This is a genomic window from Actinomadura sp. ATCC 39365 (genome assembly GCF_054392275.1).
Map to the genome: position 1 here is coordinate 2,844,238 of NZ_CP184335.1, position 19,982 is coordinate 2,864,219.

The 19,982-nt window shown below is 67.1% G+C and carries 17 protein-coding genes; 10 read left to right on the top strand and 7 right to left on the bottom strand.

Annotated elements, in window-relative coordinates:
• Nucleotides 1-24 precede the first annotated feature (24 nt).
• The 3 genes from ACNF49_RS14370 (at nucleotide 25) to ACNF49_RS14380 (ending at nucleotide 3,858) form a co-directional block, all read left to right on the top strand.
• A complete protein-coding gene (locus ACNF49_RS14370) occupies nucleotides 25-2,691 on the top strand; it encodes an Ig-like domain-containing protein (RefSeq protein ID WP_482943989.1) in 2,667 nt (888 codons plus the stop codon).
• Between the two features lie 101 nt (nucleotides 2,692-2,792).
• Nucleotides 2,793-3,515, top strand: a complete 723-nt coding sequence (locus ACNF49_RS14375) for a hypothetical protein (RefSeq protein WP_482943990.1) — start codon at nucleotides 2,793-2,795, stop codon at nucleotides 3,513-3,515.
• A 220-nt stretch (nucleotides 3,516-3,735) separates the two neighbouring features.
• A complete protein-coding gene (locus ACNF49_RS14380) occupies nucleotides 3,736-3,858 on the top strand; it encodes a hypothetical protein (protein ID WP_482943991.1) in 123 nt (40 codons plus the stop codon).
• A gap of 296 nt (nucleotides 3,859-4,154) precedes the next feature.
• Here ACNF49_RS14380 and ACNF49_RS14385 read toward each other — a convergent pair whose 3' ends face one another.
• Complete coding sequence (locus tag ACNF49_RS14385; protein WP_482943992.1) at nucleotides 4,155-5,138, bottom strand: integrase core domain-containing protein; 984 nt, start codon at nucleotides 5,136-5,138, stop codon at nucleotides 4,155-4,157.
• Between the two features lie 271 nt (nucleotides 5,139-5,409).
• Between ACNF49_RS14385 and ACNF49_RS14390 the strand changes: the two genes are divergently transcribed.
• Nucleotides 5,410-5,640 carry a hypothetical protein gene (locus ACNF49_RS14390; RefSeq protein WP_482943993.1) on the top strand — a complete coding sequence of 77 codons (231 nt, stop codon included), beginning with the start codon at nucleotides 5,410-5,412 and terminating at the stop codon, nucleotides 5,638-5,640.
• Between the two features lie 439 nt (nucleotides 5,641-6,079).
• Complete coding sequence (locus tag ACNF49_RS14395) at nucleotides 6,080-7,402, top strand: serine hydrolase domain-containing protein (RefSeq protein WP_482943994.1); 1,323 nt, start codon at nucleotides 6,080-6,082, stop codon at nucleotides 7,400-7,402.
• A 473-nt stretch (nucleotides 7,403-7,875) separates the two neighbouring features.
• Here the strand turns inward: ACNF49_RS14395 and ACNF49_RS14400 are convergent, their stop codons facing one another.
• The 4 genes from ACNF49_RS14400 to ACNF49_RS14415 form a co-directional block, all read right to left on the bottom strand.
• Entirely contained in the window at nucleotides 7,876-8,094 is a 219-nt protein-coding gene (locus ACNF49_RS14400; RefSeq protein ID WP_482943995.1) for a hypothetical protein, read from the bottom strand.
• 57 nt (nucleotides 8,095-8,151) lie between these two features.
• The gene (locus ACNF49_RS14405; RefSeq protein WP_482943996.1) at nucleotides 8,152-8,541 is read right to left on the bottom strand and encodes an integrase core domain-containing protein; all 390 of its coding nucleotides are present in this window, start codon (nucleotides 8,539-8,541) and stop codon (nucleotides 8,152-8,154) included.
• Nucleotides 8,541-9,212, bottom strand: a complete 672-nt coding sequence (locus ACNF49_RS14410) for a helix-turn-helix domain-containing protein (RefSeq protein ID WP_482943997.1) — start codon at nucleotides 9,210-9,212, stop codon at nucleotides 8,541-8,543. The genes ACNF49_RS14405 and ACNF49_RS14410 overlap by 1 nt, the downstream gene beginning before the upstream one ends.
• A 429-nt stretch (nucleotides 9,213-9,641) precedes the next feature.
• Complete coding sequence (locus tag ACNF49_RS14415) at nucleotides 9,642-10,361, bottom strand: DUF4429 domain-containing protein (protein ID WP_482943998.1); 720 nt, start codon at nucleotides 10,359-10,361, stop codon at nucleotides 9,642-9,644.
• Between the two features lie 14 nt (nucleotides 10,362-10,375).
• On the opposite strand from ACNF49_RS14415, the gene ACNF49_RS14420 reads away from it, so the two are divergent.
• Nucleotides 10,376-10,639 (top strand): carbohydrate kinase family protein, encoded by a 264-nt coding sequence (locus ACNF49_RS14420; RefSeq protein ID WP_357972803.1) that lies wholly within the window; start codon nucleotides 10,376-10,378, stop codon nucleotides 10,637-10,639.
• A gap of 477 nt (nucleotides 10,640-11,116) precedes the next feature.
• Here ACNF49_RS14420 and ACNF49_RS14425 read toward each other — a convergent pair whose 3' ends face one another.
• A complete protein-coding gene (locus tag ACNF49_RS14425; protein ID WP_482943999.1) occupies nucleotides 11,117-12,280 on the bottom strand; it encodes a serine hydrolase domain-containing protein in 1,164 nt (387 codons plus the stop codon).
• Nucleotides 12,277-14,523: an MMPL family transporter gene (locus ACNF49_RS14430; RefSeq protein WP_482944000.1), complete on the bottom strand. Its 2,247-nt coding sequence runs from the start codon at nucleotides 14,521-14,523 to the stop codon at nucleotides 12,277-12,279. Before ACNF49_RS14430 ends, ACNF49_RS14425 begins: the two co-directional genes overlap by 4 nt.
• Before the next feature lie 224 nt (nucleotides 14,524-14,747).
• On the opposite strand from ACNF49_RS14430, the gene ACNF49_RS14435 reads away from it, so the two are divergent.
• From ACNF49_RS14435 to ACNF49_RS14450, 4 genes are all read left to right on the top strand, one after another.
• A complete protein-coding gene (locus tag ACNF49_RS14435; protein ID WP_482944001.1) occupies nucleotides 14,748-15,926 on the top strand; it encodes a sensor histidine kinase in 1,179 nt (392 codons plus the stop codon).
• Nucleotides 15,923-16,633, top strand: a complete 711-nt coding sequence (locus tag ACNF49_RS14440; RefSeq protein WP_357972791.1) for a response regulator — start codon at nucleotides 15,923-15,925, stop codon at nucleotides 16,631-16,633. Before ACNF49_RS14435 ends, ACNF49_RS14440 begins: the two co-directional genes overlap by 4 nt.
• A gap of 625 nt (nucleotides 16,634-17,258) precedes the next feature.
• The gene (locus tag ACNF49_RS14445; protein WP_482944002.1) at nucleotides 17,259-18,512 is read left to right on the top strand and encodes an MFS transporter; all 1,254 of its coding nucleotides are present in this window, start codon (nucleotides 17,259-17,261) and stop codon (nucleotides 18,510-18,512) included.
• Entirely contained in the window at nucleotides 18,509-19,981 is a 1,473-nt protein-coding gene (locus tag ACNF49_RS14450; protein WP_482944003.1) for an amidohydrolase family protein, read from the top strand. Before ACNF49_RS14445 ends, ACNF49_RS14450 begins: the two co-directional genes overlap by 4 nt.
• Nucleotide 19,982 lies beyond the last annotated feature (1 nt).

The following is a 19,982-nucleotide window of genomic DNA, read 5'->3' on the forward strand; positions in this document are numbered from 1 at the left end:
CCGTCCTTCACCAGCAGTAATGAGGTGCTCAACGGAGGCGCCTACAGCCCGGACGCCGGTTGCTCCGGCGGCGGCGAATTGCTGTACTCGATCGAGCCAATCGTGCGGGCCTGGGCCGGCGGCGAACCTGACCACGGACTCGTCGTCATGGGATATCGCGAAGGCATCCTCAACTGGCGCCAGTTCTACTCCAAAGAGGGCGGCCCGTGGGATCGTAACCAGCCCAATCATGCACCAGTACTTTTTGTCGAGTACCAACCCAAACCGGTTAAGATCGGAACGCAGGGCTTCGTTATCCCCGGACCCTGGGATGGCGTAACGCCACCTTCTGACAACGTCATCAATGAGCATTTGACCGATCTCCCGGACAACCCCCAAACGCCATCCCTGACAGAGGCCGAGGCTCGAAGCTTCCGCGAGAATGCCACAAACGTATCCATGCAAGATTCTCGCTTTGGGTTCTATCCCATGGAAGACGAGACACTAGAAGAGTGGCTGGCGGGCTTAGACCTCGAGGGGGAAACCGGTACCGTAGAGCCGGATACTAGTCCGCCGAATGTCATAGCGACGGAACCTGCCGCTAACGCTACCGATGCTCCGAAGAATGCCATCGTTAAGGTGACTTTTGATGAACCGATCACGGGGGCTCAACTTTCCCTACAGGATGCATCTGGCACTCTGGTCGCGGGAAGCTTAAACAGCGAAGGAGCAGTTGCGACGTTTACGCCGAGCGCACCTCTCACGGCAGGAATAACATTCACTGCCAGTGCGAGTGGCGCTACCGACGAGGACGGCAACGCCATGACGTCCCCGCATACATGGACGTTCACTGTCGCAGTAGTCGCTGCTTGCACTGAGCCTGCCTGGTCTCAAGACCAGACGCCGTATCTGGGCGGAGCCAAGGTCTCGCACAGCGGGCACACCTGGCAAGTCAACGAGGAGGTCAGGTGGTCCTTCGCCGAGCCAGGAACCAGCGACGAATGGACCGACCTCGGCCCGTGCGGCGACAACCCAGAGCCCACACCCACACCCACACCGACCCCTTCACCGGGAACGTGTACTGAGCCTGCCTGGTCTCAAGACCAGACGCCGTATCTGGGCGGAGCCAAGGTCTCGCACAACGGGCACACCTGGCAAGTGCACGAGGAGGTCAGCTGGTCCTTCGCCGAGCCAGGAACCAGCGACGAATGGACCGACCTCGGCCCGTGCGGCGACAACCCAGAGCCCACACCCACACCCACACCCACACCCACACCCACACCCACACCCACACCCACCTATGACCCGCTGTGCGCGCGTAGCCCAGCGTGGGTTCGGGGCACCGTCTATGCGACTGGCACCTACGTGACCCATAAGGACTACGTCTGGGCCGCCCTAAATATCAGCCGGCCAGGCAGTCGGGGCGAGCCCGGGATAGACACCAGCGGCTGGGAATCGCGGGGGTACTGCTGGAGCACTATTGTCGGCAAACGCCCCTCTGACCTCGCTGCCCGCACCCAGGCGGCCGCCAGAAAATTCCCGTACCAGCGCATGCCCCAGGAAGAATGCATCAATTCGCATTCCCAAACAAGCCTCTCGCCTGAATTTTGGGTTAAGAATTCTTACAACGCTTGCTACGTTGGGGTTCTCGGCGAAAGAGAGACTGTCAACGAAGTACCATCCGGACGTAAATGGTTCGCCAGGTTCAGCATGGTCGTCCACACGTACACTGGCCTAAAAAATAGCGATAAGGCCAGAGAATTCACGTCCATCAATAGTCGACAGATCAAGGTCTGGATTCGGATCGATAGCTTCCGGCCCGATATCGGTACGATCAGCTGGCCGACTTCTCGTTACCGCAATTTTTCACTGCACCTTAACAACAGCAACTCATGCGACAACGATCAACCGAACGGTATCGCCGATACAGTGGATGGGTGGCTCAAGGGAGGTGACCGGAGCTTCACCTTGACCTCCCTTAAAAGCAAATTCTCCGCACCGGAATATCGTGGGATGTGCGGAATTCAGCCGTCCGTCTTTTACATCGACACAGACCCCGTCGAGGAACGCGCCAAGACGCTCGCCGACAAGGTGATGCAGTTCCGATGCGACAGTTCGGGAACCCTGAAGAACTACACTGGCGGCTGCGTAGCCTGGAGTCAGCGGCCTACATGGGTTCTCGACGGGAATCAGCGAGAGTCCGAAGCGACAGCTGCTCACATCTGGAAGGCGCTCTACGACTCACAAAACACGGACCCTCAATTCCCGGGAAAGACCAAGAAGATCCCGGGACGGCTCGTGCCCTATAATCACGGATGTGAAGGCCATCCCGGATGTCTTACGCGTGCGACCGGCGACCGGAAGGTGGTAGGCACCGTGCCCTATAAGAACGACCTCGCCAAGAACCGGGCATGCAATAAGGTTCCTCGGCCAACGAACCCCCCTCTCACAGCCCCGTCGTGTGATGAATATCCCTTTGCTTCTACGCATGAGGGCCTTGACAAAGCTGGGATCAACTTCTCCGTCGCATGGGTAGAGGGCCCCGATAACTGCAGTGGCGGCGCAAAGCTTCTTGACTGGTATAAGAAGAACCGAATTCTCGAAGGCGACCCTTTTTGGGTCGACGTAGTAAAGAAGGGGAGCCAGCCGCCACCCGACGTCGCTCAAGCGGACCCGAGCGAATTCGACTTCGCTCACTGCGAGGATGACTAGCAGCAGATAGCTCTGCGGCATTTGGTGTAACCTGGGCCCTGTGCGCGAAGATACACGCACAGGGCTCCACCGCGCTCCCCCATGAGCCAAAGGCAGGACTCGTGATCACCAGCGAATACCTAGATTGGTTCAACCAGGAGTTTGAGGACGCGCAAACCCTCATCTGGTGCGCCACGGAAGCATCTCCAAGAGACGTCCTCGTCGCCTATGGAACCACACCGGAAGGCATCATATCGGTACAGCTTTCAGCTCGTGATCCGATCGATTACCCGGTGTCGCTTCTAGCTGGCCGTATTGGCTCTGGGATTCTACTGATCGATCGCTATCGTTTTGACCCCGCCGATCGCCTGTGTTCACTTTCCCGACTAGGGCAATGCCTGAGTGTAAACTGGAGCGACTTCTCGCCAGACGTGATTAGCTATGCCGATCAAGGCGAGATCCTTGTTCGATTTGACCCAAAAATGAGGGACGAATCCGTGGCCGATCTGGTCTACCCCAGCGTCGCTGAGGTAGACCGATGGATCCTGGGGACTACGGCAGGGCGTTCAGCATGGAACAAACACTGGCCGACTGCCTTTCTTGAAACAGCCGAGTCACTGGTAGGAGCTTCCGTCGATCCTGCGTGGACCGAGTTGTTGCACCTCGGAGTCCTTGCCTCTTCATCAGAGAGTGATGCCATATCGGCGGAGAACGATAGTATCCGCCCATCGGTAACCGACCCGACCAATTCCGCAGAAGTTCCATCCGCTATCGCGGGGCCGCCGCCCTCCTCCCCCGCAAACGAGGCCCTCCACTTCTGGCACAGCATCCAGGATGGAGACTGACGGTTACAACCGAGGCCATCGCCTCAGGCGTTCATTTCTCCTGCAATCGCCGTCCTGAGGCCGGTGTACTCGACGTGCGCGAGGGTCGCCAGTACTGCCCTTGGGAATATCCAATCGCGGAAAGGAGCGGCGCGAGCGAACTGGCCGACAGCGTCAACGTCGCCGCGGCGCCGAGCTCGTGCCGCCGGACACAGCGAGCGTGGAGAGCTGGTGGGCCAGCGTGGACCCCGATACGCAGCGGGAGCTGTTGTCCCTGCTCGTTGATCACGTCGTGGTCAAGCCCGTCGACGGGCCAGGGTTCGACGTGGCGGCGCGGCTGTCGCTGGCGTGGCGTTCGGCCTGACGCGAGGTCGGGGTTCGCGACGCTTCCCCACGCGGGAACCCCGGACTCGAACACAATGCCGAGGGTGGACAAGGAGCCGCCAGCTCGGCACTGGCGCTCGAGAGCGTGGCGGCTGACGTCCGACACGGGCAACCTCGAAACCGGTCCTCCTCTTGGCGCTGGCTGTTGGCAGGGGAGGCCGGCTGTCCGCCGTGGTGGTGAGGTAACTGTCACCGCTCTGAGAGCGCCGTTACCGTGAAGGGTGTCAAAACTCGGCCCAAGGCCCTGGCCTGCTTTTCCATGACTGCATCCGTTGGTCAGCCAGCGCGCTGGTACTTGTTGATCAGCCCGCCGAGAACGTGACGACGCTCGATCCGGCCCAGCGGCAGCGGGATCACGTCGGAGTCATCTTCGGTGGGAGCTCGGAGGGCCAGGGAGCGGTGCGGCCGATGGCGATTGTAATGATCGACGTATTCGTCCAGTACCGTGCGAAGGTGCCGTTCGCTGAAGAGCAGCAGCTGGTCGGTGCATTCCGTGCGGGCGGTGCGGACCCATCGCTCGGCATATGCGTTCGCGCGAGGCGACCGCGGCGGGATCTTCAGCACCTGAATGCCGTCACCAGCGAAGACATCATCGAAGCTGCTGGTGAACTTCGTGTCCCGATCCCGAATCAGGAACCGGAACGTCCTGGCCTGGTCCTTCAGATCGGCGAGAAGATTACGGGCTTGCTGGGCCGCCCAAGCGCCATCAGGGTGCGCGGTCACGCCGAGCACGTGCACGAACCGGGTACCGACCTCCACCATGAAGAAGACGTACAACCGGCGCAGCGTGACGGTATCCACCGTGAAGAAGTCACACGCCGGCGTGCTCGTGGCGTGGGCGCGGACGAAATCACACCAGCGGTCATCGGCCCGTCGCGGCGCCGGACCCAAGCGCCCCCGCTTCAGGACCCGACGGATCGTCGCACCGCTCACCTGATGGCCCAAATGCCGGAGTTCGCCACGGATGCGCTCGTAGCCCCAGCGAGGGTTCTCCCGCGCCAATTGCTGGATCAACGCCACGACCGCCGAATCGGTCGCAGGCCGTCCCATCCTTCGGTGTGGGTAGGTCCAGTGACGCGCGACCAGACGCCGGTGCCAGCGCAGCAGTGTGCCTGGTGTCACCAGTCGGTGGGCGCGCAGCGCCTTCGGCAGTCTCTGGGCCAGCGCGGACAGCACCGCTCGATCCGCCCATGACAGCCTTGGACGGCGAACCTGACGGCGCAGCACGGCGACCTCGTGCCGCAGGACGAGGATCTCCATGTCCTTGGACGCGTCGCTACGGGGGCAGCAGCGTCAGCCAGCCCATGATGCGGCAGAAGATCAGATAGAAGAGACGGAGCGTCACGAGCCTCGAGCATGCCTGACCCAGGCCACTGCTTCGGCCAGGAAGCCGAGACAAGCCCGCAGCTTACGACCGTGAACAGAGTATTGAAACCCTTCACGCGCACCAGGCCGGAAGGCCGGGTAATGGTGTCCGGGGAGTTCCGGGAGCCGCCCACGTGCCTGTGCGCGTGCGCGTACCGTCAAGGCTGTGACCAGCCTGTCCGCTCGCCCGCACGCCGACGTCGAGCCGTCGCCCGATCCGGTCGACGTCGTTACCGACGCCAGCGCACGCTTCGCCACGCACCTGGAGCTGCTCGCCCACCAGCTCGCCGAGCATGACCTGGACGACGCCGAGCGCGAGTGGCTGGCCGCCGCGCTGGCCGACGTGCAGCGGACGATGGCCAGAGTGAGCGCGGCCGCTGGCATCACCGCCGCCTGAACGCCCACGTGGGTATCCGCTGGTAACCGTACAGAGTTCTGATTGTAGTGTCTGACCTTTTGTGATCAAGGCTCTGACCAGGGCAAAAGCGGGCGCGGTGGAGTGCCGGTCTCACCTTTGGGAATGCAGTCACCATGCATGATGGGGCGCCGTTAAGAACCGCGCCACCAGCCCAAACGAGCGAGAATATGCAGGTCAATGGCCTACACGTGAGAGCTGCGGCGGCCCTGGCGAGTCGACGCCTCTCCGGAGGACATCCCGCCCGGCCTGGGAAGATGCGGCCGCTTGGGGTTGGTGGCGCGGTTCTTAACGGCACCCCAGGATGCATGACCGGAGACGGCGGGCCAGCGGTGACGTCCCTGACTCCTGGACGAACAGCGCGACGGAAATGGTGCGGGCGGACGAAGCCCACCGCTCTCGCTGTCGGCAGGATGAACGGATGGCCGACCTTAACCATCTGCAGAGCCTGCTCGACAGCAAGGCGAAATCCCTCCATGTCCCCGGTGCCGCCGTCGGCGTGCTTTTCGATGGCGCAGACCACGTCCTCACCACCGGCGTCACCAGCGTCGACGCGCCGGCCCCCGTGACGGGCGACACGCTGTTCCAGATCGGGTCGACCACCAAGACGATCACGGCGACAGCGATCATGCACCTCGTCGAGCGAGGTCGGCTCGACCTGGACGGGCGCGTGCGCCAGTATCTGCCCGGCTTCCGGCTCGCCGACGAGCGGGCCGCCGACGAGCTGACCATCCGGCACCTGCTCACCCACACCGGCGGATTCCTCGGCGATATCGACGACGGCGAGAGCTGGGACACCGGCGCGCTGGCCGCCTCGATCGGCACCTACGACCAGCTGCCCCAGCTCTTCCCGCCCGACGCGCTCGCCTCCTACAACAACGCCGGGTTCAGGCTGCTCGGCAGGGTCATCGAGGTCGTGTGCGGCGAGCCGTACGAGAGCGCGGTCCGTCGGATCGTGCTCGAACCCCTGGGCATGAGCTCCAGCTTCTTCTTCCCCTGGGAGGCCGCGACGCGGTCGCACGCCGTCGGGCACGCCGTAGGAGAGGACGGCCCGCAGGTCGCGCACACGTGGGGGCTGTTCCGCGAAGGCATGCCCGAGGGCGGGCTGGTGTCGTCGGTGCGCGACCAGCTCCGCTACGCCGCCTTCCACCTGGGGGCGAGCGGCGAGGAGCCGGTCGGAGCCGCCACCAGGGAGCTGATGCAGGCGGAGCACGTCCGGGTCGGCGTGCCGTGGACCGGCATCGGGCTGCCGTGGCTGCTGGATGAGCAGGCGGGCGTGCGACTGGTCACGCACGGCGGCAACATCGGCAACCTGCAGCTGTCCACGTTCGTGCTGGTGCCCGAGCGCGGCTTCGCCGTCACCACGCTCACCAACTCCGCGCCCGGCAAGGTGCTGGGCAAGCTGGTGACCGACTGGTGCCTGGAGCATCTGCTCGACGCCAAGCCGCAGGCCGTACGGCTGGCGCTGCGCGAACCCGCGCCGGAGTACGCGGGCAGCTACGACGCGGGGCAGTGGACCTTCGAGGTCGACGAGGGTCTGACGGCGCGATTCGTGCTGCGACCCGAACTGGTGGCCGCGGGTGTGGAGGGCATGCCCGACATGCCGCTCGCGCTGGTCGAGGGCTGTGACGACGTGACGATCGCCGCCGACCCGCAGCGTGCCGTCGGCCGCTTCCTGCGAGACGACGCGGGTGAGGTCGCGTTCCTGCACCTGGGCGGTAGGGCGGCCAGGCGGATCCGCTGAATCGGCCTGCCGTCAACGAAGCTGCTACCGGACACATCCGATCGCATCGAGCCTGGTCAGCAGCTCCCCGCTGCTGAGCGGAAGACCCGGCGGAACGGGAACTCTATCCGGTATCGCCGTCGAAGCCGAGCACGTCGGCCACCGTGGCTCCAAGATTTTGGGTGCGCTCAACGGTTAGTCATGTTCGGCATGTAGTGCTGGGCGTACTTGCCGGACCGATATCTGGGGGTAGTAAGGCATGTTGGTCATGCCTGGGGCACTTGCGCAGCCGTACTGAGCTGAGCGAGCGGAGGCCGCTGACGGGGCCGTGTGGTCAGTTGCTGTGCTTCATGAAGAAGTCCCAGATGACCGGCGGCGCGTCGAGGTCGTGTGTCGTGACGCCCAGCATGCTCGGCGCACTGTAGACCTTGTTGGGCACGACGTGACCGCCGTTGTTGACGGTGTACTCGATGACGGGCGGCTTTCCGGCCTCTTCATAGCTCCTGACGTTGACCGACGTCAGATCCGGAGTCTGCCTGGTGCGGAAGCTTCGAGATCTGAGGCGCGGCGGTGTTGTCGTTGAGCTTGGCGAAGTAGGCCGCGGTGTCGGGTGCCGACAGGATCTTGCCGTAGGAGGCGCTGCCCACCATGACGTTTCCGCCGTTGTACGGGTTGATCGGGTCTTTGGTGCCGTTGATCAGGAGCATCAGCATCGGGTGTGCGGTGCCAAACGTGGATACTGTTGCTGAGCTGGGGCGTTTGCAGGGCGATTACGCGGCTCTGCTGTACTCGTTGATCAGGCCTGTGACGGTCGTTCGACGGTGGATCCTAGAGGCCATGTCGATGGCCTTGCTGGGGTCGTGCAACGGCGGGCGGAGTGAACGCCCCTGATGCGGGCGATGATGGTTGAAATGGTGTTCGTACTCGGCCAGAACTGTACGCAGGTGCCGCTTGCCATGGATGAGCAGGTGATCGAGGCATTCACGGCGTAGCGTTCCCACGAACCGCTCGGCGAACGCGTTTGCTCGTGGTGACCGGACGGGTGTCTTGATGACCCGCACGCCGGCGGTGGCGAACACCTCATCGAACGAGCGGGAGAACTTGCCGTCACGGTCCCGGATGAGAAACCTGAAGGCGCCGGCGCGTTCACCCAGGTCCATCAGCAGGTTCCGGGCTTGCTGGGTAGTCCATGCGCCCGTTGGGGGGAGGTGACGCCCAGCAGGTGCACGCGGCGTGTCTCGATCTCCATGACGAACAAGACGTATAGGCGCTTGAGGAAGACAGTGTCGACGTGCACGAAGTCGCACGCCAAGATACCGGCGGCTTGGGAGGTCAGGAACTGCCGCCAGGTCGGTGACGCCCGCCGTGGCGCTGGGCCCAGGCCGGCCGCGGCAAGGATCCGGCGGATGGTGCCTTCCCCGACGCGATGGCCGAGGCCGAGCAGTTCACCCCTGATCCGCCGGCGCCCCCATCGGGGATTCTCTCTGGCCAACCGGACCACCAGATCCCGCAGCTCATCCGGGACCGGCGGACGCCCGACTGGGTTCCGGTAAGTCCAGCGTTGATTGACCAGCCGACGGTGCCAGGACAGCAAAGTGCCCGGCGTCACGATCCGATGGAGCCGAAGCCGCGTGGGCAGCCGTCGCGCCAGTGCGGCCAGCAGCGCCCGGTCGGCCCAGTCCGGTCGCGGCCGGGCGACCTGACGACGCAGCACGGCGACCTCATGACGCAGCACCAGGATCTCCACCTCCTTGGAGGTGTCGCCCCGCGTGAGGAGCGTCAGCCAGCCGAACAACCGGACCATCAGTAGATACAGGAGGCGTAGGAACACGAGCGCTGAGCATAGAAGGCCAGGTCAGATGCCATGGACGAGTTTATGGCACCGCACACGCGTTCGGGTAGGTCCAGCGTTGGCTGACCAGGCGACGGTGCCAGGACAACAAGATGCCCGGCGTCACGATCCGATGAAGGCGAAGCCGCGTGGGCAGCCGTCGCGCCAGTGCGGCCAGCAGCGCCTGGTCGGCTCAGTCTGGTCGTGGCCGGGAGACCTGACGACGCAGGACGGCGACCTCATGACATAGCACCAAGATCTCCACGTCCTTGGAGGTGTCGCCCCGCGAGAGTAGCGTCAACCAGCCGAACAGCGGGACCATCAGCAGATACAGCAGGCGTAGAAACACGAGTGCCGAGGATAGAAGGCCAGATCAGATGCCACGGACGAGGTTTTGGCACCTCACAGGTTCACATACGGGACAGCAGTTCAGCCTTCCGCCGTGACCTGTTCGATCATGGGAGCTTGTACGGCGGCCAGCACGGCGGCGGCGAAGGGCAGGGAGTGATGCGTGGCTCCCCAGCCAATGCCGAACACCACGGAGGCGGGATCGTTGTTGGGGTTGGAGAGGGCCTGTTGCCCACGGATGCGCAGCCGCAATGACCCGCGAGCCTCCTCCAGTGCACGCCACTCGACGCCCTCGATCTCGGTGATCGGGTAACGCCGGTCACCTGCCGTGTACTTGGCCGGGGAAGCTCCGGACGCGAACCAGGTGAAGGTGACAGCCTGCCCGTCGAAGGCGGCCTCACCGTCCCATGCCTTGAAACTACGCGGCACCGAAGGACCGGCGATCAGGAACCGCTCAGCCGGACCGCGCTGGGACAGGGCCGCGCGCACCTCGTTGGCATACTGGTCGGCCAGCGTCTTCGTGGCGGCGGGCAGCACCAGCCGGTACGGATCGAGCGACTCCTGGAGCTGCCCCGTTGCCGCGGACATGACCGGATCGGCTCCCTCTCGGGGAACCGCCCGCAACGCCACCCTGCCGCGTGCACCAGGCTCCAGCATGACATCGGCCAGCGCGTCGTACGGCACGAACCGCTCTCCGAGCTCCATGCTCAGTTTCGACGCCTTACCCGGCTCAGGCGTAATGCGCAGCCCACCGTCCTCGAACTCCCACGCGCAACCTCGCCCCTTCAGTACGTCACCCATGTGAGCAAGGATAGGTGCCCGAACACTGGCGGCTACGCAGACGGGCGACCACCGCGACGAACTGGCCGGGCCTGCGCACGTCGCCGGCCGCCACGTTCGGCGACGACGACTACGGCGACTTCTACCGGCACACTTTGGAGGAGCAGGAAGCGGTCGACCTGTCCAGGTCGCGGCGCTTCGGGCAAGGGCATTCGCCAGTGACGGTCTCCATGGCGGTCGACCGTGACCGCAGCATGGTGACGCACGGCCACCCCCTCCCATGTCGGCCGCCGAGATGATCGGTTCTGCGGCTGCCGAAAACCCCAGCCCTCCGCTCCCGAAGATCTCCTCAGCCGCAGGTAGACGCTGAAATCACTCTCGGCAGAGATGGCCGCGGCTGGGGGGTAGCGAACGGCCCTCACAAAAGGTGGGGACCGTTACGTGTGCAGCCCACGCGTTGGCGGAGGCGATGGCCCCTCTGCTCGGGGAGGTGCCACCAGCCGCAAGGTAGCGCCGAGTCATCGAGATCGTGCGACGTTGTTGACATAAAGCCCGTTTGCGAGCGACGCGACCTGCGGCAACGTCCCTGCCGTCGTTATCGCGGTGGCGAGCGCCGGACTCATCCCCCAACGCCTGGACCGAAACTCGCGGTCGGGCATCTCAGCCGTCACCCACTGTAACCTACGGCAAGGCTCCACCTTGGGGCTCGTCGCACGGACCCGGGCGGAGAGCCCCATCGGGTGCGGCGGCCGCCCGTGGCCGCCGCACCGGAGTGATCAGCGGTTGGCGCAGAGCGCGTTGTCGATCAGGCGGGCCGTGGCCTGGCCTTGGGCTGGGGTACCGGGGTAGGTGGTGCGGGAGACGATCACGCTGGTGCGGCCATCCTCGGTGACGGCGTTGTCGGTGATGAACCCGGGTGTGCCACCGGGATGCGACCATGCCGTGATCCCGCAGCTCAGCCGCTGCTTGGCCATGCCCAGGCCGAATTCCCTGCCGGGCGCGCCGACGGGGACCGTGGTGGTCATCTTCTTGAGCTGACGTGGTGTCAGGAGCCGGCCGCCCAGCAACGCTCGCCAGAACCTGCCCAGGTCGCCGGTGGTGGTGACGGCCTCGCCCGCCGGGCCGGCCCAGCCGAGGCTGAGCACCGTGGCGCGGAAGGGCCGGCCGGTCTCGGCGTCCTCGGTGTAGCTCTGCGGGTGCGGCTTGGGCAGCCGCGAGGCGTCACCGGGCAGCGTCGTCTCGCGTAGCCGCAGCGGCGTGACGATCCGGTGGGTCACCTCATCGCGCCAGGAGTTACCAGTGGCCTTCTCGACGATCATCCCGGCCAGGAGGTAGTTGATGTTGGAGTAGCTCCAGCGGGTGCCGGGGGAGAAGAGCGGGCGCCGACCCACGCTGAGAGCGACCAGTTTGCGCGGGGACATGCGGAGGAACCGGTAGGCGCGGTATCCCTGCTCAGTGCGCATCTTCATCTCGATGTCGCCTACGGAGTCGTGCAGGCCGCTGGTGTGCTGGAGCAGGTGCCTGACGGTGATGGCGCGCCCGTCGTTGCCGTTGCCGCGCACCAGTCCGGGCAGCCACCGTTCGACGCTGTCGCCGAGGGACAGGCGGCCCTCCGCCTCCAGCTGCAAGATCACGGTGGCCACGAAGGTCTTCGTGTTGCTGCCCATCCGGAAGTGCCCGTCGAGCGGGATCGGCACGGTACGGCCACGCACCGCCGTACCGGCTGCCGCGGACAGGTCACCGGCGGGAGAGACCACCCGTGCCTGCACCCCCAGCGTGCCGGCGTCGCGGATCGCGGCCAGATCCCGCTGCAGGGCCGCCCGGTCGTAGCCGGACGTGGCGTGGGCCGGACCCGCCGCGAGTGTGACGACCGTCGCGGCCGTGACCGCCGACGCCCCGATCGCGTGGATGCGGTGGTTGATCGGATTCCTCTTCATCATTCTTGCCTCCCGGCAGATGCGACCGCCGAAGCAGTCGGGTGGGACTCGAAAGCAGTCGGGTGGGACCCGAAAGGTCCGGTGCGATGGCCGCCTGCGGCGGGTCGTGGGCTCAGCGGCCACCAGATGGCCCGGCCGAGCAGCGCGGCCAGGGCGGGCACCAGGACCAGGGACACGACGAGCGCGGAGAGCAGGATGCCCAGCGTCATCGCGAAGGCGATCTGCTCGTTGCCCGGGGACGTGACGAGGCCGGCGAAGGAGGCGGCCAGCACCAGGCCGGCCGTGGCGATGGCAGGCGCGGTGTGCCGTACGGCGCGGGCCACGGCGGCGCGAGCCGTACCCGATCGCCGCATCTCCTCCCGGATGCGGTCGGCGATCAGGATGTTGTAGTCGGTCCCCAGTGCCACGACGAACAGGAACAGCACGAGCGGAAGCGTGAAGCCGACGCCAGGCTCGCCGATGACGTGCTGGAACAGCAGCCCGGTTGCGCCGAGAGTCGCGGCGAAGCCGAGCCCGACGGAGAGCAGCAGGATCACCGGAGCGAGCAGGCTGCGCAGGAGCAGCAGGAGGATCAGCGCGATCAGCGCGGCCGCGACCGGGAACACGATCTTCAGGTCGTGGTCGACCGCGGTCGAGATGTCGGCGACGATGGCGGGCGTCCCGCCCACGTGGGCCGTGATCCCGGCAGGCGTGTGCTGGGCGACCGTGGCCCGAATCGGTCCGACGGCCAGGTCGCGGGCCTGCCGGCTCCGCGGGTCCGCGGTCGGGTAGAGGTCGATGCGGGCGGCACGGTGGTCCTTGTTCAGGACGGTCGGTGCGATCTGGCCTACGCCCTTGACCCGGGTGAGCGCTCGGGAGAGGCCGTCGAGCCGGTCGGCAGTGAGGGTGCCGCCGTCCTTGGCGGTGATGAAGACGCTCGTCGGGTCGGACACGCCGGCCGGCAGCGTACGGGAGATCTCGGCCGCGGTGGCCGCCGCGGGGGTCTGGGCACCGGAGCCGCCCTGGCCATAGTCCATGCGGATGCCGATCAGCCCGGCAGCCAGTGCGGCGAGCAGGCCGATGGAGGCGGTCAGCATCATCAGCGGCCGGCGCGTGACCAGCGCACCCAGGCGGGCGGCCCAGCCCTCACCGGTCTCGGGGCGCAGAGCCGTACGGGAGGGCCAGAACATCTTGCGCCCGGCAGCGGCGAGCAGCGCCGGCAGGAGCGTGAGGCTGCCGATCATCATCACCACGACCGCGACGGCGATCGCGGGGCCCATCGAGCGGAACTGCCCGAAGGTCGCGAGACCGAGGGTGGCGAACGCGGCCACGATGGTCAACGCCGCCGAGGTGATCGCGGTGCCGACCCGGCCGGAGACCTGCGCGGCCACCTCACGGGCGGACTGCTCGGGCCTGGTACGCAACTGCTCGCGGTAGCGGAACAGCAGGAACAACAGGTAGTCGATGCCGATGCCGAGCAGGACCACGTTGATGAGGCCCGGGGTGCCCGCGTCGAGCTTGAGCCCGGTGAGCATCGCGGCGCCCGCTACGGCTCCCGCCGCCACGAAGCCGATCATGGCGACCGCCAGCAGCGGCAGCAGGGCCGCCAGCACGCTACGGAACACCAGCACGTTGATCAGGACGATGAGGCCCACGATGAGCCCGCTCCCGACCGTCGTGACGGTCTTGCGGGAGTCGACGGTGTCAACGGCTTCGGCGAGCGCTCCGGTGAAGCCGGTACGCATCCCCGCCTCGGAGAACTGAGTCCTGGCTGAGTCCCGGAAGGTCCGGTAGACGCCCTGGACGCCCTTGTCCCCGCGGTTGCCGATCAGCTCGACGGAGAGCAGTTGGAAGCTCCGGTCGGGCGCCGTCATCGCCGGGGCGATCCGGGGCGTCTGGGAGCGGTCCGGGATCAGGAACCGCTGGGGGCCGTCGTCCTCCCTGGGCATGATCACCCGGCGCTTGGCCAGCTTTGCGGCCTCGGCCTCGACGCGCTGGCGGTCGGCGGCGCTGAGGGCCCTGCCGTCGGACCGGGCGACCAGCACCGTCACCGTGGTGGCGTCGGGGTTCACCCCGAACCGCTCCTCGGCGATGCGCAGCGCGGCGGCCGAGTCGTAGCTCCGGGGCAGGAAATCGCCGGCCTGGTTCTGGGTGACACGGTCGAACAGCATCGGGGTCAAGGCGCTCAGTACGACACCCAGCACCGCCCAGAGGGCGATGACCTTCCATGGGTGTCTGGTGGAGTACCCGGTCAGGGCACGGATCACGATCTCCTCCGGCGGACGGCGTCTGCCGGGAGCTCCCGGCCGATATCCAGACCATCAGCCGCAGAAGCGGTAAACCTCCTGGTAGCGGATGATTCGCACCGAGGCCCTGGGTCCTTCCGCCTCTCGGGGACCAGGACCGTGGTCCTGGTCCCGGCCTGGCCATCGCCGCCGCTGTGTAACCCTGTTCCGGGGGCCGTAAGGCCGGATACGGGGGAACAGCATTGTTGAGCAACGCCCGGGAGCTGCCGTGGGCCCACAGCGACGCGCTCGTCGCCGGCGGGGCGTGCGTGATGAACCTGCTCAGCTACGCATTCTTCAACGCCCCCGACGGCCGGCACGCCGTGAGCGTGGCGGGGTTTCTCTTCGTCGCGCTGGCGGCCCTGCCATTGCTCGCCCGGCGCCGCCATCCGGTGGCGGCGCTCGCCGTCGTCCTGGTGCTCGATACCGCGGCCACCCTGATCGTGCCGCTGCCCAGGCATTTCGGCGCCGTCCTGGTGGTCGCCCTGTACGCGGTAGCCAGGGCCCGCCCCGGCGTGGTCACGGCGATCGCCGCCGCCGCGACCGTATCGCTGACCCTGCTGAGCCAGAACATCGGCCACGTCCCGCCCTGGCAGGACGCCGTCGTCCCGCCCCTCACCACCCTGATCGTCGTCGGCACCGCCATGGCGGTCAACCGCTGGCAGGCAGAGGTGGCGGCCAACCGCAGACTCCTCGCCGACCGCGCGGTGGCCGACGAGCGGCGCCGTATCGCACGGGAGTTGCACGACATCGTGGCCCACCACATCACCACCATGCAGCTGATGGCCGGCGGCGCCCGCGCCAACGTCGCGGAACCGGAGGTGGTCAGTGAGGCCCTGGTCACCCTGGAGTCCTCCGGACGGCTCGCGCTGCGCGAGATGCGCCAGCTCCTCGACGTGCTGCGGGACGGCGACGAGCCGGAGACCACGCCAGCCCAGCCCCAGCCCGGCGCCGACGACCTCGGCCGCCTGGTCGAGGAATCCCGCCTGGCCGGACTGCCGACGGACTTCGGCGTCCACGGGCAGCGGCGGCCGTTGCCGCCGACCGTCGGCCTCACGGTGTTCAGGATCGCCCAGGAGGCTCTCACCAACGCCCGCAGGCACGCGGGGCGGGCGCGCGCGTCCGTGCGGCTGACGTACCGTCAGAACCGGGTCACCATCGAGGTGCGAGACGACGGCGGGGGCACACTGCCGCGGGAGGGGCCCTCGTCGGTGGGCTCGGGCGGTTACGGCCTGATCGGCATGCGCGAGCGCGTCGCCCTTCACGACGGCACCCTCACCGTCGGCCCGCAGGCCGACGGTGGGTTCGCTGTGGTGGCCGACCTGCCGCTGACCACGGACGAGGCCGCCGAGGCGGCCGTCCAGCACGAGGGGGCGCGCCGATGACCGGGACCGGGCCGACGCCGCCGAGGATCAGAGTGCTGATCGTGGACGACCAGCCGCTGGTACGTCGTGGACTGTCGCTGATTCTCTCTCCCGACCCGTCCTTCGAGGTGGTGGGAGAGGCCGAGAACGGCGCGCAGGCCGTCACCCTCGCCCGCCAACTGCGCCCCGACGTCGTGGTGATGGACATCCGGATGCCCGTCCTCGACGGCGTCGCCGCGACCAGGGAACTCGCCGCCACCGTGCCCGGCAGCCGGGTCCTGGCGCTCAGCACCTTCGACATGGACGAGTACCTCGTGGGCGCCCTGCGAGCCGGAGCCTACGGGTTCCTGCCCAAAGACAGCTCCCCGGAGGAACTGAGCGCGGCGATCCGCACCGTCCACGCCGGCGACGCCGCCGTCGCGCCGCGCCTGCTCACCCGGCTGATCTCCACGTACGTGCGGGCGCCCTACGGCACCCGGCCGAACCCCACGGGCCTCGGCGAACTCACGCCCCGCGAGGTCGAGGTATGGCGCCTGATGGCCACCGGCCTGGACAACACCGAGATCGCCCGCGTCCTCGACCTCAGCCTGTCCACCGTCAAGAACTACATCACCAGCATCTTCGACAAGCTCTCCGTCCGCGACCGCGCCCAGGCGGTCATCGTGGCCTACGAGTCTGGGCTGGTCACCGCCCGGGTGGCAACCGAGGGCGACGAACAGACGGGTTAGTCCCTGAACCCCCTGACGGGAGGACCGTTCCGGGCCGAAAATCGGTGGGGTTGCCCGCCGACGTCGTTTCTCTATGGTCCGGTCGAGGCCGGGAGTTGGTCGGACGCCGGGAGCCGCGCTGTGGGCCCTTCACTGTGCTTCGAGCACCATGACCGATCCGGCTGACCCCGAGCGCGTGCAGATGATCGGCCATTAGGACGGCACTCCCCAGCCGCTTTCCGGGCTTGTCCTCATCGAGCACGCGCCCAGACCCCCAGACGGTACGGGCCACGATGGCGATGGCCCCGCTCGAGTTCGGGCCGCCTCGTGGCGCGGATGGGAATCTTCTCCGATAAGGGTCGCGCCCCTCACCCGCCACCGTCTTGCGCATGCTGCGCGATCACGATGAACAGAACGCGCCGAAGGCGCGGACGTGAGCGCCGAGCCGGCACTAGGCTCCTGGGACGGTCTGGGGGCTCATCGCCTGGACCCGGGTGGAGCGCCATCGAGGGCGTTCACCACCGGTGGATAGATCTTGGTGCAATCGCACCGCCGACGGCTCCGACTTCATGTTCCTGCACGAAGCACTCCCGGGTGAGGTGATGGAGGGTTGCTGGAACGTTGATCTAGCTCCGGAGGCCTGTGAATGGGACTCGCCGAAGGCACCCACACCTTGGCGCCCGCGCAAGTACGTAAAACGGCTACCGTCACTGTCGGTCTGCTCATGGGCGTCTGGGTGATCGACTATGTCGATCGGGTGATGATGGCCGTCGCGTTGCCGTTCATCGGCCAGGAGTTCGCGCTCACCAAGACCGAGCAAGGCTGGCTGATCACCGCCTTCTCCCTGGTCTATCTGCTGTGCCAGGTGCCGGGTGGCATCCTCGCCGACAAGTTCGGCGCCCGCCGCCAACTCATGGTCTCTCTGTTGCTCTGGTCGGTCTTCACCGCCCTCACCGGTATTGCCTGGGGCCTGGCCTCCCTCCTCGTCATCCGTGCTCTCTTCGGCGTCGGCCAGGGCCTCTTTCCCGGCGCGTCCTTCAAGGCAATCGCGGAACGCACCACCCCCGCCATCCGCGCCACCGCCGCCGGCGCCATGCTCGCCTCCAACCAGCTTGGTGCCGGCGTCGCCCCGCTCCTCGTCGCGCCGCTCATCCTCGCCCTCGGCTGGCGCCACACCTTCTGGGTCACCGCCGCCGCCGGCGTCGCCATCGGCGTTCTGCTCTGGAAGCTGCTGCCCAAGGCGTTGCCCGCCCACCTCAACGGCTCCGACGTCGTTCAGGACGAGGGGACCAGCCTCGGCGCCGTCATGCGCTCGCCATCGGTCTGGAAGTTCGCCGCCCTCTTCTGCACCACCAACATGCTCGGCTACGGCTTGATCACCTGGGTGCCCAGCTACCTGCTGGAGGAGCGCGGCATCTCCCTCATCAACACCGGTGTCATGTCCGCCATCCCCGGCCTGGTCGCGTGCGCGACCGCCTTCCTCGGCGGCTGGCTGTTCGACCGCTTCTTCCACGACAGGGCCCGGCTCTACGTCATTCCCCTGCTCCTGGTCACCGCCGTGCTCCTGGCGCTCATGCTGATGGCCGACTCCGCTGTCGGGTTCACCGTCTACCAGACCCTCGCCATGGGCGTGGCGGGCCTTTCCACGATGGGCATCCTCGGCATGCCCGTGCGCGCCCTGCCGCCCGCCATCATCGGATCCGGCATGGGCGTCGTCAACGTCGGCGGCCAGATCGCCGGCGTCCTCGCCCCCGTCCTCATGGGCTTCCTGGTCGACAAGTTCTCCTACAACGCCGCTTTCGGCCTGCTCATCGCCACCACCGTCCTTGGCGCGCTGATCGCGTTGATCGTGCCCCAGCGCCCTGAGCAGTTCAGCCTAGGAACGAAGGAGCTCGCGTGACGACATACGATCTGGTCCTCACCCGCGGCCGGGTCATCGACCCCGAGACCGGTCTGGACGCCGTACGCGACGTCGGCGTCAACGGCGGGGTCATCCAGGCCGTCTCCGACCAGCCGCTCGACGGCGTCACCACCGTCGACGCGACCGGCCTGGTCGTCAGCCCAGGCTTCATCGACCTGCACAGCCACAGCACGGACGTCGCCGGCCACCGCCTGCAGGCACTCGACGGCGTCACCACCGTCCTGGAACTCGAAGCCGGCGCCTACCCGGTCGCCGCCGCCTACCGCAGGGCCGAGATCGAGGGCAGGCCGCTCAACTACGGCTTCGCCACCTCCTGGGCCGTGGCCCGCATGTCCGTCCTCCTCGGCCTCGACACCAGCGGCGACCTGAGTGGCGACTTCCTGGCCAACATCGGCCGCGAGGAATGGCAGCGCGCCGCTCCGCGGAATGTCGTCGACCGTATCGTCGGCATGCTGGAGCGCGACCTCGGCGATGGCGCGCTCGGCATCGGCATCCTGGTCGGCTACGCGCCCCGCGTCGATCCCGCCGAGTACCTCGCCGTGGCCGCCATCGCCGCCCGCGCCGGGCTGCCCACCTACACCCACGCCCGTGAACTTGTCGAGATGGACCCCACCACTCCCGTCGACGGCGCCGAGGAGGTCGTCCGCGCCGCCGCCGAGACCGGCGCGCACATGCACTACTGCCACGTCAACAGCACCTCCATCCGCCATGTCGACCGCGTGCTCGGCCTGGTGGAGAAGGTTCGCGCCGAAGGCTCGCGCGTCACCACCGAGGCCTACCCCTACGGCGCGGGCATGACCGGCGTCGGCGCGGCCTTCCTCGCCCCGGAGCTCCTTCACCGGCGCGGGCTGACCCCGCACTCCATCGGCCTGCTCGGCGCCGAGGGCCGTATCCCCGACGCCGACACCCTGCGTCGAATCCGCGAGAGTGAACCCGGCTCGGCGGCTTTCGTCCACCTGCTCGACGAGGACGACCCCGCCCAGTTCGACTACATCCAGCGGGCCCTCACCTTCACCGACGCCGCTGTCGCCACCGACGCCGTCCCCCTCCTGTGGCGCTCGGGGGCGCCCGACCCGCTCTCGTGGCCGCTTGGGCCCGACGCCGTCACCCATCCTCGTACGGCCGGCACCTACGGCCGGACGCTGCGCAGGCTCGTCCGGGAGAACGGTGTCCTGTCGCTGCCCGAGGCTGTGCGCCGGTGCACGCTCATCCCCGCCGACGTGGTGGGCTCGGGTGTTCCGGCGATGCGGCGCAAGGGCCGTGTCCAGGCGGGCTGCGACGCCGACCTGACCGTTTTCGCCCCCGAGACCGTCAGCGACCGTGCCACCTACACCGATACGGTCAGGCATTCCTCCGGGTTCGTTCACGTCCTTGTCGGCGGCCGGTTCGTGGTCCGCGACGAGCATCTGTTGCCGACCGCCCTGCCCGGGCGCGCTGTCAGAGCCTGAT